The 17026-nt window shown below is 74.5% G+C and carries 13 protein-coding genes; 5 read left to right on the top strand and 8 right to left on the bottom strand.

The window, feature by feature from the left end; all coding sequences use genetic code 11:
- Positions 1–54 precede the first annotated feature (54 nt).
- Entirely contained in the window at positions 55–696 is a 642-nt protein-coding gene (locus tag BKA05_RS18305) for a WHG domain-containing protein (RefSeq protein ID WP_179532707.1), read from the bottom strand.
- 82 nt (positions 697–778) lie between these two features.
- Here BKA05_RS18305 and BKA05_RS18300 point away from each other — a divergent pair, with 82 nt between their 5' ends.
- Positions 779–2371, top strand: coding sequence for an MFS transporter (locus BKA05_RS18300; RefSeq protein WP_179532706.1), 1593 nt, complete (start codon positions 779–781; stop codon positions 2369–2371).
- On the top strand, positions 2368–2943 hold the full coding sequence (locus BKA05_RS18295) for an SACE_7040 family transcriptional regulator (protein WP_179532705.1): 576 nt from the start codon (positions 2368–2370) through the stop codon (positions 2941–2943). Before BKA05_RS18300 ends, BKA05_RS18295 begins: the two co-directional genes overlap by 4 nt.
- Positions 2944–3093: 150 nt before the next feature.
- Here BKA05_RS18295 and BKA05_RS18290 read toward each other — a convergent pair whose 3' ends face one another.
- The 5 genes from BKA05_RS18290 to BKA05_RS18270 form a co-directional block, all read right to left on the bottom strand.
- The gene (locus BKA05_RS18290; RefSeq protein WP_179532704.1) at positions 3094–4581 is read right to left on the bottom strand and encodes a protein adenylyltransferase SelO; all 1488 of its coding nucleotides are present in this window, start codon (positions 4579–4581) and stop codon (positions 3094–3096) included.
- A 20-nt stretch (positions 4582–4601) separates the two neighbouring features.
- On the bottom strand, positions 4602–5282 hold the full coding sequence (locus BKA05_RS18285; RefSeq protein WP_179532703.1) for an SWIM zinc finger family protein: 681 nt from the start codon (positions 5280–5282) through the stop codon (positions 4602–4604).
- A complete protein-coding gene (locus BKA05_RS18280; protein WP_179532702.1) occupies positions 5282–8122 on the bottom strand; it encodes an SNF2-related protein in 2841 nt (946 codons plus the stop codon). Before BKA05_RS18280 ends, BKA05_RS18285 begins: the two co-directional genes overlap by 1 nt.
- A gap of 176 nt (positions 8123–8298) precedes the next feature.
- Positions 8299–8898 (bottom strand): GNAT family N-acetyltransferase, encoded by a 600-nt coding sequence (locus BKA05_RS18275; protein ID WP_179532701.1) that lies wholly within the window; start codon positions 8896–8898, stop codon positions 8299–8301.
- Positions 8899–8947: 49 nt separating this feature from the next.
- On the bottom strand, positions 8948–10222 hold the full coding sequence (locus BKA05_RS18270; protein WP_218842456.1) for a nucleoside transporter C-terminal domain-containing protein: 1275 nt from the start codon (positions 10220–10222) through the stop codon (positions 8948–8950).
- Between the two features lie 83 nt (positions 10223–10305).
- Between BKA05_RS18270 and BKA05_RS18265 the strand changes: the two genes are divergently transcribed.
- On the top strand, positions 10306–10794 hold the full coding sequence (locus tag BKA05_RS18265; protein ID WP_179532700.1) for a glutathione peroxidase: 489 nt from the start codon (positions 10306–10308) through the stop codon (positions 10792–10794).
- A gap of 16 nt (positions 10795–10810) precedes the next feature.
- Here BKA05_RS18265 and BKA05_RS18260 read toward each other — a convergent pair whose 3' ends face one another.
- Positions 10811–11473, bottom strand: a complete 663-nt coding sequence (locus BKA05_RS18260; protein ID WP_179532699.1) for a hypothetical protein — start codon at positions 11471–11473, stop codon at positions 10811–10813.
- A 156-nt stretch (positions 11474–11629) separates the two neighbouring features.
- Here BKA05_RS18260 and BKA05_RS18255 point away from each other — a divergent pair, with 156 nt between their 5' ends.
- Together BKA05_RS18255 and BKA05_RS18250 are read left to right on the top strand one after the other, a co-directional pair.
- Positions 11630–13555, top strand: coding sequence for a glycosyltransferase family 2 protein (locus BKA05_RS18255; RefSeq protein WP_246290473.1), 1926 nt, complete (start codon positions 11630–11632; stop codon positions 13553–13555).
- Positions 13552–14787 (top strand): acyltransferase family protein, encoded by a 1236-nt coding sequence (locus tag BKA05_RS18250; protein ID WP_179532698.1) that lies wholly within the window; start codon positions 13552–13554, stop codon positions 14785–14787. Before BKA05_RS18255 ends, BKA05_RS18250 begins: the two co-directional genes overlap by 4 nt.
- 68 nt (positions 14788–14855) lie before the next feature.
- Here BKA05_RS18250 and BKA05_RS18245 read toward each other — a convergent pair whose 3' ends face one another.
- Positions 14856–17000, bottom strand: a complete 2145-nt coding sequence (locus tag BKA05_RS18245) for a DEAD/DEAH box helicase (protein ID WP_179532697.1) — start codon at positions 16998–17000, stop codon at positions 14856–14858.
- Positions 17001–17026: the final 26 nt, after the last annotated feature.

Below are 17026 nucleotides of genomic sequence, written 5' to 3'. Positions count from 1 at the left end.
CGACGGCTGGTGAGGGACGCACCGGTTCGGGTCAGACCGGGGGTGCGGTCGGGCTCAGGCGGGTCCGAGGCCGCGCGAGACGTGCGCCAGCGCGAGGGCCAGGCTGTGCTCCCGCTCCTCGGGGGTCGCGTCGCGCAGAGGCCCGTCGAGGTGGAGCGTCGCGAACCCGTGGACCGTCGACCAGCACAGCACCTCGGCACCCGTCCGCCGCACCGGGTCGAGCCAGCCCACGTCGACCAGCTCGTCGAGGGCAGCGTTCAGGACGCCGAACGGATCGGCGGTCGGGTCCGGGGCCGGCTCGCCCTCGGCCCGGGAGTCCCAGGCCAGCGCCACCTCCGGCGGCGCGGCGAAGCAGACGCGGAACAGGCCGGGCTCGGCGAGGGCGAAGTCGACGTACCCCCGCCCGATCGCCTCCAGCCGCGCCACCGCCCGGACCACCGGGTCCGGCTCGGCGACGGCGTCCTGACGGACGACCATGCTGCGGGTGAGCGCGGCCATCGCGCGGGACGCGACCTCGGTGAGCAGTGCCTCGCGGTCGGCGAAGTGCCGGTACGCCGCGTTCGGGGAGACCCCGACCCGGCGGGTGACCGCGCGGAGCACCACCCCCTCGGGTCCCGAGGCGCCCGCGAGCTCGACGGCGGCGTCGACGAGGGCCTCCCGGAGGTTGCCGTGGTGGTAGCCGTCGCGAGGGGTCACGCCCGGAGCCTAACAATTTCCGCTCCGCATGTTGACACCGTCCACATGCGTGGGCCACGCTCCATGTTCACACCGTCCACATATGTCCGCCCACGACCGGGGAGCGCCCGTGCCACCCACCACCACCCGCAAGCCCCTGGTGCTGCTGACCGTCTGCGTCTCGGTGCTCGCGATCAACATCGACACCACGATCGTCAACGTCGCGCTCCCCACCCTGGGTCGCGAGCTCGATGCCACCACCCGCGACCTGCTGTGGATCGTCGACGGCTACAACCTCTCCTTCGCCGCCCTGGTGCTGGCCATGGGCAGCCTGTCGGACCGGTGGGGGCGTCGACCCGCGCTGCTGACCGGGCTCGGGGGGTTCGCCCTGGCCAGCGGGCTCGCGGCGCTGGTCGACTCCAGCGAGGCCCTGATCGCGCTGCGCTTCGTGATGGGCACCTGCGCCGCGCTGATCTTCCCCACCACGCTGTCGATCATCGCCAACGCCTTCCCCGAGCGCCGCGAGCGCGCGGCGGCCCTGGGCCTGTGGGGCGCCGCCGTCGGGGTCGGCGTGGCCGCCGGGCCGGTGTCGGGCGGCCTGCTCCTGGAGCACCTCACCTGGCACGCGGTGTTCTGGGCGATGGTGCCCGTCGCAGCGGTGGCGATGGGGCTCACGGTGGCCTTCGTGCCGGAGTCGCGCGACCCGTCGGTGCCGGCCCTGGACCGCACCGGCCTGGCCGTCTCCGTGGCGGCGCTCGGCCTGCTGACCTACACGATCATCGAGGCTCCCGAGCGGGGCTGGACCGCGACCCCGACGCTGGTCGGCTTCGCGGTCGTGGTGGCCCTGCTCGTGGGTTTCGTCCGGCACGAGCGACGTACCCCGCACCCGATGCTGGACGTGACGCTCTTCCGCGACCGCCGCTTCAGCGCGGCGGCGGTGGCGGTCACGATCAGCTTCTTCGCGCTGTTCGGCTTCATCTTCCTCATCACGCAGTACTTCCAGTTCGTGCGCGACCACTCCGCGCTCGGCACGGGCGTCCGCATCCTGCCGGTCGCCACGAGCATCGCGATCGCCTCGATCGTGGGCGGGCTGCTGGCGCCCCGGGTCGGCACCAAGGCCGTGGTCACGGTCGGCATGACCCTGCTGGGGTCGTCGTTCCTGTGGATCTCCACGGTGGCGGTCGACGCCTCCTACCCCACCGTGATCGTGCCGCAGATGCTGCTGATGGGCACCGGTCTGGGACTGATCAGCACGCCGGCCACGGAGTCGATCCTCCAGGTGCTGCCCCCCGCCCGCGCCGGTGTCGGGTCGGCGGTCAACGACGCGACCCGCGAGCTCGGCGGCACGCTGGGCGTCGCCGTGATCGGTTCGTTGTTCTCCTCGTTGTACGCCGACCGGCTGGTCGAGCGGCTCGGCCAGCTGCCCGGTGGGCCGGACGCGGCGGCGCTCGAGCAGGCATCGGAGGCAGTCGCGGTCGCCGACGCACTGGCCGCGGCGGACCCGCGCCTGGTCGACGGCGTCCACGAGGCCTTCCTCCTCGGCCTGCACACGGGCTGCCAGGTGATCGGCACGTTGTGCCTGCTGGGAGCAGTCTTCTCGCTGGTCGCGCTGCCGGGCCGGCGCTTCGCCCAGCAGGTCCAGGAGCCGGCCGAGGAGGACGCCGAGGAGTTAACGGCCGCTAACCTGCCGGGGTGACCACCCGCCGCGAGCAGATCCTCGGCACCGCCGCCGAGCTGTTCGCGGCCCGTGGCTTCCACGGCGTCTCGGTCGCCGACCTGGGCGCGGCCTGCGGCATCTCCGGCCCGGCGCTCTACAAGCACTTCGCCTCCAAGGACGCCGTGCTTGCCGAGATGCTGGTCTCGATCAGCCGCTGGCTGCTCGACGGCGGTCGTGCCTGCGTCGGCTCGGCCGGCTCGCCCTCGGCGGCGCTGGCTGCGCTGGTGGACCACCACGTCGGCTTCGCGCTCGAGCACCGCCCGCTCATCGTCGTCCAGGACCGCGACTGGTCCTCGCTGCCCGAGCAGGCCCGCGAGGAGGTGCGGGCCACCCAGCGCGCGTACGTCGACGTCTGGGCCGACCAGCTCCGCGCCCTCCACCCCGACCTCACCCTCGACGCCGCCCGCGCGATGGCGCACGCCGCCTTCGGCCTGATCAACTCCACCCCCCACTCCGGCCTGCTCCCCGACACCGAGATGCGCCGGGTGCTCTCCTCGATGGCGCTGGGGGCCCTGGGCGTCGGCGTCGGGGGTGCCGAACCGGCGTATTGATACGCCGGCTCGACCCGCCGTCCCTGCCGACCCGGCGTAGGTTCGCGCCGGGTCGACCCGCGGGGGGCTGGTGGTGCGGGCGGGGTAGTCCGCAGTCGAACGCACGCCGAGCGTGCGGTGAGCATTGATTCGAATGCGGACTATCTCGTGTCAGGTCCCGCAGTAGGTCACGAACGGGCCGCCGGCGGGGTCGGGCAGGGCGTACTCGGCCCATTCCGGGCGCTCGGTGAACGGGTGGGTGACGACCTCGAGCATCCGCTCGAACGGCGCGAGGTCGCCGGCGTCGGCGGCGTCGAGGGCGGCCTGGAGCAGGTGGTTGCGGGGGACGTACGCCGGGTTGACGGCGTCCATGGCGTCGGGGTCGGGCCCGAGGGCGCGCCACCGGGCCGCCCAGTCGTCGTAGGCGGGCAGGTCGAGCACGCGGTCGCGGGCGGGCGTGCCCTGGTCGCCACCGACCGCGCGCAGCTCCCGGGCCAGGTCGCGGAAGAAGCCGGTGTGGTCGGCGCGGGCGCCCTGCAGCAGGGCGAGCAGGTCGCCGACGAGCCCCGTGCGGAGCTGCGGGTCGAGGCCGGGCGGGAGGCCGAGCTTGGCGGCCACCCGGGCGGCGTACGCCTCGCCGTAGAGCGTCGGGAACGTCTCGAGGACGCCCACGCAGCGCTCGACCGCCCCGTCCTGGTCCACCCCGGCCTGCTCGGCGAGGAGGGCCAGCAGGGTCTCGGCCATCCGGGCGAGGTTCCACTGCGTGATCGCGGGCTGCTGACCGAAGGCGTAGCGGCCGCCGGTGTCGATGGAGCTGAAGACCGCGGCCGAGTCGAAGCCGTCGAGGAAGGCGCACGGGCCGTAGTCGATGGTCTCCCCCGAGAGCGTGACGTTGTCGGTGTTCATCACGCCGTGGACGAAGCCGACCGACATCCACGACGCGACCAGCTCGGCCTGGACCCGGGTGACCTCCTCGAGCAGCGCGAGCGCGGGGACGTCGGCCTCGAGCACCTGCGGGTGGTGCCGGGCGGCGGCGTGCTCGACGACCCGGCGCACCAGGTCGGTGCCGGGCTGCTGGTGGTCCAGCGCGGCGGCGTACTGCAGGGTGCCGACGCGCAGGTGGCTCGCGGCGACGCGGGCCAGGACGGCCCCGGGCAGCGGCTGCTCGCGCTGCACCGCGCGGCCGGTGGCGACGACCCCGAGCGACCGGGTCGTCGGGACGCCGAGGGCGTGCATGGCGGCGGAGACGAGGTGCTCGCGCAGCATCGGGCCGACCACGGCCAACCCGTCGCCGCCGCGCGACCACGGGGTGCGACCCGACCCCTTGAGGTGCAGGTCGCGCAGCCGGCCCTCGCGGTCGGTGAGCTCGCCGAGGAGGAGGGCACGGCCGTCGCCGAGGCGCGGGGAGTACCCGCCGAACTGGTGCCCGGCATACCCCTGCGCCACCGGCCGCGACCCGACCGGGGGGTGCTCGCCGGTCAGCAGGCGCAGTCCCTCGCCGCTGCGCAGCCACGCGGGGTCCAGGCCCAGCTCGGTGGCCAGCTGCTCGTCGAGGGCCAGCAGCATCGGGCCGGGGGCGGCCTCGGCCTGCCAGTCGACCGCCAGCTCGGGCAGCGCGTCGGCGAAGCGGTGCTCGAGGTGGAGGGTGGTCGTGCTCATGCCCCCACGCTACGGGCGGCTCACAGCAGGTGGTCGAGGTCGCCCGGCTCCCCGGACTCCAGTCGCTCCAGGAACCGGGCGGCCCGCGCGGCCGCGTCGTGAGCGGCGTCCAGGTCGGGATCGGCGTCGGTCACGTCGGCCACGGGGGCACGCTCGGCGTGCAGCCGGGCCAGCAGCTGCTCGCGCGGCAGGCCGCGCAGGTGCAGCAGCACGAACGGGTCGGCGTCGAGCAGCCAGCCGACCTGGTGCAGCAGCGCGAGGGCGTGCACGCACGGGTCGACCCACGCCGAGCAGGTGCAGGTGCCGGCCAGCTCACCGCCGTACGGGAGGAGCTCGACGCCGGCCTCCTCGGCGTGCTCGACCAGCTCGTGCGGCAGGTCGCCGGCCAGCAGCGCGGAGACCCGGCCGCTCACCGCGCCGACCGCCTCGACCAGCGCGTCGGCCTCCTCGGCGGGCAGCACGGGCACGTCCACGGCCGTCGCCCACAGCCCGTCGGGGTCCTCGACGGCTGCCGTGACGCGGCCCGGCTCGACCCGGATGCCCCCGATGCGCCCCGACCGGGCCAGCCGCCGGGAGGCCGTCAGCTCCTCCTCGGCGTACGCCGCCTCCTCGACGGCGCGGAGCCAGGCCCGGGCCCACCAGCCGCTCGGGCGGGCGGTGCTGCGGCGCTCGGCGAAGGCGGGGTGCGTGGTGCTGGCCATCACGCGGGGCGCAGGCTGACGAGGTCGCGCAGCTCGTCGTCGCTGAGCTCGGTGAGCGCGGCCTCCCCGCGCCCGAGGACGGCGTCGGCCAGGGAGCGCTTGCGCTCCAGCAGCAGGCCCACGCGCTCCTCGATGGTGCCGCGGGTGACCATCCGGTGCACCTGGACCGGCTTGGTCTGCCCGATCCGGTAGGCGCGGTCGGTGGCCTGGTCCTCGACGGCGGGGTTCCACCACCGGTCGAGGTGGATGACGTGGTCGGCGCGGGTGAGGTTGAGCCCGGTGCCGCCGGCCTTGAGGGAGAGCAGGAAGACCGGCACGCGGTCGGCGCCGTCGGACTGGAAGCGGCGCACCATCTCCTCGCGCTCGCGCACGGGGGTGCCGCCGTGGAGCAGCTGGTGCGGGATGCCGGCGGTGGCGAGGTGCCGGGAGACGAGCCGGGCCATCTCGACGTACTGGGTGAAGACCAGCGCCGCGCCGTCCTCGGCCAGCACGGTGCCGAGCAGCTCGTCGAGCAGGTCGATCTTCTCCGAGCGCCCGGCGACCCGGGCGCCGCCCTGCTTGAGGAAGTGGGCGGGGTGGTTGCAGATCTGCTTGCAGCCGGTGAGCAGCGAGAGCACGAGCCCGCGGCGGGTGTGCTCGTCGGCGCGCTCGATGTGCTCCATCGTGTCGCGGACGAACGCCTCGTAGAGCACCACCTGCTCGCGGGTGAGCGTCAGCGGGTGGTCGGTCTCGGTCTTGGGGGGCAGCTCGGGGGCGATGCCGGGGTCGGACTTGCGGCGCCGCAGCAGGAACGGACCGATCAGCTCGGCGAAGCGGGCCGTCACCGCGGGGTCGACGCCGGCCTCGATGGGCGCGGCCCACACGCGACGGAAGGCCTGGCGGCTGCCGAGCAGGCCGGGCGTCGCCCAGTCGAGGATCGACCAGAGCTCGGTGAGGTCGTTCTCGACGGGGGTGCCGGTCAGCGCCACCCGCGCCCCGGAGCCGATGCTGCGCAGGCCGCGGGCGGTGGTGGAGCGGGAGTTCTTGACGTGCTGGGCCTCGTCGGCGACCACCAGCCCCCAGGTCACCTCGCCGAGCTCGCTGGGGCGGTCCTTGGTGGTGGTGTCGACGCGCATCGTGCCGTAGGTCGTGAGCACGAAGCCGGGGTCGCCGTCGGGGGTCGGGTCCAGCAGCGTGGCGCCGGCCTCCTCCCCGGCCCCGGGGAGCCCGGCCAGCGAGCGGGTGCCGCCGTGGAAGCGGCGTACGGGGACGCCGGGCGCGAACCGCTGGATCTCGGCCTCCCAGTTGCCGAGCAGGCTGGTCGGGCAGACCACGAGCGTGGGCGCGAGTGCGCGGCCGACGGCGCGTGCCTGCTCGGCGCGGTGCAGGTGCAGGGAGATGAGGGTCAGCGTCTTGCCCAGGCCCATGTCGTCGGCCAGGCACGCTCCGAGGCCGAGACCGGTGAGCTCGGCCAGCCAGGTGAGGCCGTGGCGCTGGTAGTCGCGCAGGGTCGCCGCCAGCGCCGCCGGCGGCTCGACGGGCTCGCGGGTGGCGGCGGTGCGCAGCTGCTCGCGGACCTTCAGCAGCGAGGCGCCGACGACCACCTCGGCGGGCTGGTCCTCGCCGAGGGTGGCGACCCCGCTGAGCGCGGCGGCGACGGCCTCGGCGGGCTTCACCTCGCGCACCAGCCGCTTGCGGGCCTTGCGCGTGATCGAGGGGTCGACCACGCGCCAGGCGCCGCGCAGCTTGACCACCGGCGCGGCCGAGGCGGCCAGGGTCTCCATCTCCTCCGCGGTGAGCGGGTCGCCCTCGAGCGCGACCTGCCACTGGAAGGCGAACACCGAGTCGGGGGTGAGCAGACCGGTCTGCAGGGGCGCCTCGCGGGTGCCGCTGCGGCGGGGTGCGGTGTCGAGCACCGCCGAGGCGGTCAGGTCGCGCCCGAGGCTGCGCGGCCACAGGACGTCGACGCCGCGCTCGGCCAGCGCCGCGACGCCGTCCTCGAGCAGGCTGACGATCTCCTCGGCCTCCAGGGTGACCTGGTCGGGCACCCGCAGCGCGAGCAGCCGGTCGAGCACCGGCCAGGCCTCCGCCGCGGCGCGGAGCGCGATGGTGGCGTGGGTGCGCGCCCGGTCGCCGAAGCCGTGATCCTCGGGGTCGTCGAGCCACAGCGCCGAGGCGTCGGCCATGTGCAGCGGATCGCGCTCGTCGTGGACCTGCAGGACCAGTCGCACCGAGCCGGCGACCAGCTCCTCCTCGTCGGCCTCGACCCGCAGCGAGATGGTCACCAGGTGCGGGAGGTCGCTGCCGCGGCGGATCTTCGCGATGCGGCGCTGGAGTCGCTCCTGGAAGGCGTCGTCCGGGGCGGTGTTGACGGGTGCTGCTCCCCCCTCCGGCCCGCCCGCCCGCCGCGGGGGTCGCCGCCGCGGGGCGGGTCGCGCGCCTGCCACCGGCGCGCTGCGGGGTACGGCGTCGGCGACCGCGTCCAGCACGGCCCGCACCACCTGCTCGGCGTCGGCGGCGTCCTGCTCGCCCGCGGCGCGCGAGCGCGCGAGCATCCGCACGCGGTCCTCGTCGTCCTCGCTCAGCCCGCCGACCCGCCACGACGGGGGCCGGCCCGGCTCCTCGGGTGCGGGCTCGAACGCACCGGCCGCCACCAGGCGCATCCCCAGCAGCGCGGCGCCGCTGAGCAGCGCGACGCTGGGGTGGAGGTCCTCGCGGGCGTGGGCCTTGGTCAGCACGGGGATCGCCGCCCGCACCGGCAGCGCGACCGTGCGCCGCTCGTCGACGAACTCCACCACCGAGTCGCGCGGCGGCACGGCCGGCCGGAAGGTCGCCGTGCCGGTCACCGGGACGAACCCCACGCCGCACACCCCCTCGCCCACAGGCCTCGACCGGACGCGACGACGGTAGCCCGCCCCGCCGACAACACCGCCGCCCGGTCGGGCCGCCTCGCCGATCACGACGTCCTGCGGGCCGGGGGCGACATCTCCTGCAGAACGTCGTGCTCCGGCGTGACCCGGGGACGGACCGCGACCCGTCAGGCGGGCGCGAGGTCGTAGCGGACGACGCGGCGGCGCAGGGTGGGGGACGCCGCGACCTCGTAGCCGGCCTCGAGGAAGACCTGCAGCAGGCCGACGGAGGCCTCGTCCCAGATGACCGTCTTCCCGGGAGCGGGCTCCATCGGGTAGCCCTCCAGGACGCGAGCACCGACCTGGCGGCCGTACTCCACCGTGGCGCGCGCCAGCTCGTAGGTCAGCCCCTCCCCCCGGAAGCCCTTGCGGACCACGAAGCAGGTCACCGACCACACGCCGGGCAGGTCCGGGTCCATCCGCATCCAGGGCTGCTTGCGCGCCCAGATGCGCGGGTAGTTCTCCCGCGGCTCGACGGCGACCCAGCCGGCGGGCTCGCCGTCGGCGTACCCGATCAGGCCAGAGGTGGGTCCGTCGGTGCCGCAGGCGGTCTGCGCGACCAGGGCGGCCTCGCGCTCCTCCTGGGTGCTGTCGCGCCAGATCCAGCCCTCGACCTTCAGGCCCTGGCAGCGGCACTTCGCCGCGCCACCCGCACCCAGCACCGCCTCGACGTCCGCGTCGGTGGCCCGGTTGGCCGGGAGCCAGGTGAAGGCAGCGGGGTCAGCCATGGGCCGAGGCTAGACCCGCCCACCGACGACGGGCCACGGTCGAGCAGCGTCAGCCGATCAGGATGCCCGCGATGGCGGCGCTCATCAGGTTCGCGAGGGTGGCGGCGAGGATGGCGCGCAGGCCGAGCGAGGCGATGTCGGGTCGTCGCTCGGGGGCGATGCCGCCCAGCCCACCGAGCAGGATGCCCAGGGAGCCGATGTTGGCGAAGCCGGTGAGCGCGAAGGTGACGATCGCTGCGGTCTTGTCGGAGAACTCCCCGGCCACCGGACCGAACTCCGCGAACGCGACGAACTCGTTGAGCACGATCTTCTGCCCCACGAAGCTGCCCGCGTCGACCGCCTCGCCCCACGGGACGCCGATCAGCGACATGACGGGCGCGAAGAGGTAGCCCAGCAGCTGCTGGACGCTGAGGTCCTCGGCGCCGAACCAGCCGCCGACGCCGCCCACCAGCAGGTTGACCAGGGCGATGAGGGAGATGAAGGCCAGCAGCATCGCGCCGATCGTCGCGGCCAGCCGCAGGCCGTCGGCGGCCCCGGTGGCGGCGGCGTCGATGACGTTGCGGGCCCGCTCGGGCTCGGCCGGCGAGTCGTCCTCGCCTTCCTCGCCAGCACCGCCGGCACCGGCAGCACCGGAGCCCCCCTCGGCGGCTCCCTCGGGCTCCCGCGGCTCGGGGAGCATGATCTTGGCCATCAGCAGCGCGCCGGGGGCGGCCATGAAGCTGGCGGCGATGAGGTACTCCAGCCGCGCGCCGAGCAGCGAGTAACCCACCAGCACCGACCCCGCGACGGTCGACAGCCCGCCGACCATGACGGCGAAGAGCTGGGATCGGGTCAGCCCGGCCACGTACGGGCGGATCAGCAGCGGCGCCTCGGTCTGCCCCACGAAGATGTTGGCCGCCGCGTTGACCGACTCCTCGCGACCGGTGCCCAGCGCCCTCCCCAGCGCGCCGCCGACCACCTCGACGACACGCTGGAGCACGCCGAGGTGGTAGAGCACGGCGGTCAGCGAGGCGAAGAAGACGATCACCGGCAGCACCTGGAAGGCCACGACGGTGCCCTGGTCCTCGGCCGGCAGGACCGGCCCGAACAGGAAGCCGATGCCCTCGCGGGAGGAGTCGATGACCGCCTGCACGCCCGAGGATGCCGCCTCCAGCGCCCGGCTCCCGACCGACCACGACAGCACCAGGACGCCGAAGCCCACCTGCAGCGCGAGCGCACCCACGACGGTGCGCGGCCGGACCGCCCGCCGGTCCGACGAGCACAACCACGCGATCCCCATCAGGACCGCCATCCCGCCGGCGCCCCACAGCACGTCGATCAACACCTCGACCACCTCCAGCGGGTGACCCTGCCCCGTGCGGGCCCGGGTCACACCTGCGGGTGCGCGCGGCTGACTAGGCTCGCCCCATGAGCATCCTCGACCTCCCGCTCGCCCGCCTCGACGGCACCGCCGCCACCCTGGGCGAGATCACCGGCGGCCGGCCCGCACTGCTGGTCAACGTGGCCTCCAAGTGCGGCCTCACCCCGCAGTACACCGGTCTCGAGCAGCTGCAGGAGACCTACGGCGACCGGGGCTTCACCGTCGTCGGCCTGCCGTGCAACCAGTTCATGGGCCAGGAGCCCGGCACGGCCGAGGAGATCCAGGAGTTCTGCTCCGCGACCTACGGCGTGAGCTTCCCGATGACCGAGAAGATCGAGGTCAACGGCGAGGGCCGGCACCCGCTGTACGCCGAGCTGACCGGCACCCCCGACGAGAAGGGCGAGGCCGGCGACGTCACCTGGAACTTCGAGAAGTTCCTCGTCGCCGCCGACGGCACCGTCGTCTCCCGCTTCAGCCCCGGCGTCGAGCCGCAGGACCCCCGGCTGGTCACCGCCGTGGAGGAGATCGTCGGCTGACGTGCCCGCGCTGGGGTCAGCACCAGTCGGTGCTGTCCTCCGGCTCGGGTGAGCCGTTGCCCTGGCCGTACCAGTCGAGCCAGGGCCCGTCGCAGATCTCCTGCGCCCCTTCGACGTACGCCGCTGCGCTGGTGAACCCCACGCCCGGGTCGCTCACCACGCCCACCAGCGTCTCCGCGAGCGCGGCGACCTCCTCGCTGCGCTGCGCGGGGTCCTGCTCGATGAACGGTCCGTAGCCGTAGGCCCACACCGTCACGTCGTCGCGCTCCATCCAGGCGTAGGCGATGCCCGGGTCGGACTCGGGCGAGCCGTTCTCGAACACCAGCGTGGCCCCGTCCACCTCCTCGCACGGCCCGAGGGACTCGCACAGGTCGGCGAGCTCGGCGGCGGACACCCCGAACGGCGTGCCCCGCGTGACCGCCAGCAGCACGTGGGCGTTGTCGCCCACCTGGCGGTCCAGGCTGACCTCGACCGTCACGTCACCCTCGACGACGCCCTGGCTCCCCTCCGGCAGCTCGGCCGCCGCGCGGAGCGGGGCGTCGGTGTGGGCGGCGACCGCCGCGGCGAGCATCGGCGGCGTGGTCGTCGCGTCGTCCGCCGAGCCGGAGCAGCCCGAGCCGGCCAGGACCAGGGCCGTCACGGCTGCGGGCAGGGTGGTGCGCTGAGCCCGAGAGGTCACCGGCACACCCTACGTCCGAGCGCCCCGTGACCCGGGCCACGACGAGCGCGATGTTCCAAGACCCGTCTCACGGGCACGGTCACCTCCGTGGCGGCGTACCTCCCCCGGGCCCGCCACCCCGTCCGCACGTCCCGACAGGAGGTCTCCGTGACCGCGATGCTCCCCTCGCGCCCCCCGGGCGAGGACCACGCGTCCCCCGCCGGTGAGGTCGTCGACCCCGACACCGTGCTCACCCGGCCCGCCGTCGGGGCCGAGCCACGGGTCGTCAGCACCCTGCGCCTGCCGCAGCGCCGTCGCGGACGCGAGATCGTCGCCGTGCTCGACCCCGTCCGCGCCCGGCCGGGGACCGAGGCGCTCGTCCACGCGGACCAGCGGGTCGTCGAGGCCGCGGCGGAGCGGCTGACCGCCTACCTCCAGCCCGGCGAGCTCGTCGCCGCCACCAACGACGGACGCCTGCGGCTGCGGCTGCGCCGCGAGGACCGCGACGCCCGCCCGGAGCGGCTGCAGGCGATGGCGTACCACGCCCTGGAGGTGCTGGAGTCCCTGGACCACCGCGCCGACGACGGTCCCGCCGTCCTCGACCTCGGCGTCGGCTGGGCGCCGGTGACCCGCAGCCAGGACGCCCACCAGGCGCTCGCGCACGCGGCCTCGGCCGCGGCGGAGTCCGTGCGACAGCGCGACCTGCAGCCGCGCCAGGAGGGCCACCACCTGCGGGTACGCCGGCCCCGCATCGATCGGTGGTCCACCGGCAACCAGGTGCTGGTCGCCACCGTCGGCGCCGTCGTCGTCCCCTACCTGGCCCTGGTGGCGCTCTCCCTGGTCGGCCTGGACCTCTCGGGCGTCCTGTACTGGGCGATCGTCGGCTCGCTGGCGATGACGGCGGGGATGATCTGGGCCGAGACCTCCCACGCGCTGGACCCGCCCCGGCCCTCGGGCCGCGCCGGCGAGCGGCCCCGGGCGACCGCCGTGATCGCGGCGTACCTGCCCAACGAGGCCGACACGATCCTCGAGACCGTCGAGCACTTCCTCTCCCTGCCCGACCGCGACCGCGACGGGTCCGGCGGCCTGCAGGTGGTGCTGGCCTACAACACCCCGTTCCCGCTGGCCGTCGAGGACGAGCTGGCCCGCCTCGGGGAGCAGCACGAGGACCTCGTGGTGCTCAAGGTGCCCGACTCCACCTCCAAGGCCCAGAACGTCAACGCCGCCCTGCACGTCGCCGACGGCGAGCTGATCGGCATCTTCGACGCCGACCACCACCCGATGCCCGGCGCCTTCGACCGCGCCTGGCAGTGGCTCGGCGACCCCGACGACCCGGCCGACGTCGTCCAGGGGCACTGCGTGATCCGCAACGGCGAGACCGGCTGGCTGGCCCGCCTGGTCGCCGTGGAGTTCGAGCAGATCTACGCCGTAGCCCACCCCGGTCGGGCCGCGCTGTCGGGCTTCGGGATCTTCGGTGGCTCCAACGGCTTCTGGCGTGCCTCGGCGCTGGAGCGCATCCGCCTGCGCGGCTCCTTCCTCACCGAGGACATCGAGGCCTCGATGCGGGTGCTCGGCGCCGGCGGTCGGATCGTCAACGACCCGGGCCTGCTCAGTCGCGAGCTGGCGCCCGAGACCCCCGAGGCGCTGTGGAAGCAGCGGATGCGCTGGGCGCAGGGGTGGTTCCAGGTCTCCCTGCGCCACCTGGGCCCGATCCTGCGCTCCCCCCGGCTCAGCCTCCGGCAGAAGGTCGGCGCGACCTACCTGCTCGGCTGGCGCGAGGTGTACCCGTGGATGTCGATCCTCACCTGGCCGCTGCTCGGCTTCCTGGTGTGGCGCGACGGCGGGCTCGACCTCAGCTCGCCGCTGTTCCTGCTCATCACGCTCCTGGTGACGGTCTCCGGGCCGTTGCAGACGCTGGCGGCGTACCGGCTGGCGACGCCGGAGATCCGCCGGCACCGGCACTGGTTCCTGCGGGCGGCGCTGATGAACCTGCTCTTCTACACCGAGGCCAAGAACCTCGTGAACCGCGTCGCCCAGCTCAAGCAGCTGCGCGGTGAGCACCAGTGGGTGGTCACGCCCCGGACCGCCGGAGGCGACGCATGACCACCACGATGGACACGCCCCCGACCGCGCCCGCCCCGACGAGCACCCCGGTGCGTCGCTACCCGCTCGGGTGGCTGCGCGGGGTCGCCGCGCTCGTCGTGGTGGTCTTCCACGGCTACCAGCACCAGCGCTACGGCGACACCTACCAGTGGCCGCTGACCGGGACGATCCACGAGCTGTTCATGAGTGCCGACCTGTTCGTCGACCTCTTCTTCGTGCTCTCCGGGCTGGTGCTGTGGCTGCCGATCGCCCAGGCGGTGGTCGACGGTGCCACGACGCGTCCGGGCCGGGTGCTGCTCTACCGGCGGATGGCACGGCTGCTCCCGCTCTACCTGACGGTGGTGCTGCTGGTCTGGTCCCTGACCAACCCCTCGGCCCCCGGTCACTGGGTCGACCTGCTGACCCACCTGACCTTCACCCACGTCTACTCCGACACCTACATCTTCTGGACCAACGGCCCGGCCTGGACGCTCGCGATCGAGTTCCACTTCTACGTCCTCGTCGCGCTCTCGGTGCCGCTGCTCAACCGGCTGGTGCAGCGCACCGGCACGCGTGCCGGGCGGGTGGCGGTCGCCTCGGCCCTCCCGGTGGCACTGGTGGTCGTGGGAGCGGCGTACCTCGTCTGGGCGACGCTGCTGTCGGGGGCGGCGGCGGACAACTGGTCGGTGTGGTTCTCCCCGCTGGCCAAGGCCGCCGACTTCGGGGTCGGGATGCTGCTGGCCGTGGTGGCCGCCACCGGGGTGCGCCTCGCGTCGGCGCCGCGGTCGGCGCTGCTGGTCCTCGGGCTGGGCTCGACGGTGGCGCTGATGCTGACCCGTCCGGTCGGCACCCCCATCGCGGAGTGGTGGCACCCGATGTACGCCGTCGGCCTCACCGTCGCCCTCGCCCACGTCGTGCTCCACGACGGCCCGTGGGCGCGGTGGATGTCGTGGGGGCCGCTGGTGTGGCTGGGCGGCCTGGGCTACGGGATCTACCTCATCCACGAGCCGGTGCTGCGCCTCCTCGGCTCGCTGGGCCTCTACCCCGAGCCGGGGCCGGGCTGGGCCTGGCTGGTCGTCTCCGCGATGGTGGCCGTCCCGTCGGTCCTGCTGGCGTGGGTCAGCGCACGCACGGTCGAGGCGGCCGGGCTGCGACTGCTGGCCACGATGCGGCCCGACGGTTCCCCGCGCGACTACTACGACCACCTGGACCCCCGCGACCCCGCCCGCCGGGTGGAGTCGGACGGCTCCTAGCAGGCTCCACGGACGTCATGCGGACGGGACGTCCACTCCTCCCCGCCGGATGACGTCCCGGCGCCTGCTCAGGCGCGGACGGCGAGCACGAGCGGGGAGACCGACGAGGCGCCCGCGCGCAGGACGGCACGGGCGGCGAGCGTCGTGCTCCAGCCGGTGTCGACCAGGTCGTCGACGAGCAGCACCCGGCGCCCCTCGAGAGCACCGGGCTCGGCGTCGAGGCCGCTGCGCCGGGAGACCGCCGCCACCCGCTGGGCGGAGTTGGCAGCACCACGCCCCGGCGGCACGTCGGGGTCGAGGACCGCCCAGCGGCCGAGCAGCGGGACCCGGAGGTAGCGCGAGAGCCCGTCGGCCAGCGAGCCCACGAGCTCGGGCCGGGAGACCGACTCCATCTCGACGATCGCGTCGACCTCGGGGCGCCAGTCGCCGAGCACCTCGATGACCGCCTGCACCAGCGGGACGGGCACCGGACCGTCGGGGGTGCCCTCGCGGAACAGCTCGCGCAGCGCCTGGCCGTAACCGAGGTCGGTGAGCCGGGCGACGGCCCGACCCTCCCGGGCCTGCTCGGAGACCCGTCCGCGCAGGTCGATGCCGAGCCGGTCGAGCCCGGTGGGCCACATCTTGCGCGGCGGCAGGGGCACGCCGGGGCGGGCCAGCCGCTCCTGGGCCGAGGTGACCGCCTCCGCGGAGACCTCGGTGGGCAGGTCGAGCCCGCCGCAGTTGTCGCAGCGGCCGCACTCGGTGGCCTCGGGGTCGTCGAGCTGGTCGCGCAGGAACCACATCCGGCACCGGTCGGTGCGCAGGTAGTCGAGCATCGCCTGCTGCTCGCGCTCGCGCGCCGCGCGGACCCGCTCGTAGCGCTCGGCGTCGTAGCTCCACGGGCGGCCGGTCGACTCCCAACCACCCTTGACCCGGCGTACGGCGCCGTCGACGTCGAGCACCTTCAGCATCGTCTCCAGGCGGGTGCGGCTGAGCTCGACGCGGGTCTCGAGCGCTGCCGTGCTCAGCGGGCGACCCTCCTCGGCGAGCACGGACAGGGTCTCGCGCACCTGCTCCTCGCGCGGGAACCCGAGGGAGGAGAAGTAGGCCCAGATGTCGCGGTCCTCCGGGGCCGGAAGCAGCACCACGGTCGCGGACTCGCTGCGGGCATCGAGGCCACGACCGGCGCGGCCGACCTGCTGGTAGTAGGCCACCGGCGAGCTCGGGGAGCCGAGGTTGACGACGAACCCGAGGCTGGCGTCGAAGCCCATGCCCAGCGCGCTGGTCGCGACCAGCGCCTTGACCCGGCCGGCGGCGAGGTCGGCCTCGAGCGCCTGCCGCTCGGTCGTCTCGGTCTGGCCGGAGTAGGCCGCGACGTCGTGGCCACGGGAGCGCAGGTAGTCGGCGACCTCCTGGGTGGCGGCGACGGTGAGGCAGTAGACGATGCCGGAGCCGGGCTGCTCGGCGAGGTGGTCGGCCAGCCAGGCCAGTCGCTGGTCGGGGGTCTTGAGGTGGACCACGCCCAGGCGCAGCGACTCGCGGTCGAGGGTCCCGCGCAGGGTGAGGACGTCGCCGCGCTCGATCGAGCCGAGCTGCTGCGCGACGTCGTCGGTGACCCGGGCGTTGGCCGTCGCGGTGGTCGCCAGCACCGGGATGCCGTCGGGCAGGTCGTCGAGCAGGGTGCGGATGCGGCGGTAGTCGGGGCGGAAGTCGTGGCCCCAGTCGGAGATGCAGTGCGCCTCGTCGACGACCAGCAGGCCGCAGGTGGCCGCCAGCCGGGGCAGCACCTCGTCGCGGAAGCCGGGGTTGTTGAGACGCTCGGGGCTGACCAGCAGCACGTCGACCTCGCCGGCGGCGATCTGCTCGTGGATCGGCTCCCAGTCCTCGGCGTTGGTGGAGTTGATGGTCACCGCGCGGATGCCCGCGCGCTCGGCGGCGGCGATCTGGTTGCGCATCAGGGCCAGCAACGGGCTGACGATGACCGTGGGGCCGGCGCCCGCTCCGCGCAGCAGCAGCGTGGCGACGAAGTAGACCGCGGACTTGCCCCAGCCGGTGCGCTGGACGACCAGCGCGCGTCGGCGGTCGACCGCCAGCGCCTCGATCGCGCTCCACTGGTCCTCCCGCAGCCGGGCCTCGGCCTGCCCCTCCCCCCGGGGGCCGACCAGGGCCCGCAGGTGGGCCTCGGCGGCCTCGCGGGCGGCGGCACGATCGGTCAGCGCGACGGTGGGACTCATGCAGGGCTGTCTACCAGCCGCTGCCG

Origin of the sequence: Nocardioides marinus, assembly GCF_013408145.1 — a bacterium.
Taxonomy (GTDB): domain Bacteria; phylum Actinomycetota; class Actinomycetes; order Propionibacteriales; family Nocardioidaceae; genus Nocardioides; species Nocardioides marinus.
This window is presented reverse-complemented; position numbering and strand designations above follow the sequence as displayed.

Excerpts from the sequence above, each read along its gene's own strand:
- BKA05_RS18275 (WP_179532701.1), bottom strand. The coding sequence starts at position 8,898 with ATGGCTGACCCCGCTGCCTTCACCTGGCTCCCGGCCAACCGGGCCACC.
- BKA05_RS18300 (WP_179532706.1), top strand. The coding sequence starts at position 779 with ATGTCCGCCCACGACCGGGGAGCGCCCGTGCCACCCACCACCACCCGC.
- BKA05_RS18245 (WP_179532697.1), bottom strand. The coding sequence starts at position 17,000 with ATGAGTCCCACCGTCGCGCTGACCGATCGTGCCGCCGCCCGCGAGGCC.
- BKA05_RS18285 (WP_179532703.1), bottom strand. The coding sequence starts at position 5,282 with ATGGCCAGCACCACGCACCCCGCCTTCGCCGAGCGCCGCAGCACCGCC.
- BKA05_RS18290 (WP_179532704.1), bottom strand. The coding sequence starts at position 4,581 with ATGAGCACGACCACCCTCCACCTCGAGCACCGCTTCGCCGACGCGCTG.
- BKA05_RS18265 (WP_179532700.1), top strand. The coding sequence starts at position 10,306 with ATGAGCATCCTCGACCTCCCGCTCGCCCGCCTCGACGGCACCGCCGCC.
- BKA05_RS18250 (WP_179532698.1), top strand. The coding sequence starts at position 13,552 with ATGACCACCACGATGGACACGCCCCCGACCGCGCCCGCCCCGACGAGC.
- BKA05_RS18255 (WP_246290473.1), top strand. The coding sequence starts at position 11,630 with ATGCTCCCCTCGCGCCCCCCGGGCGAGGACCACGCGTCCCCCGCCGGT.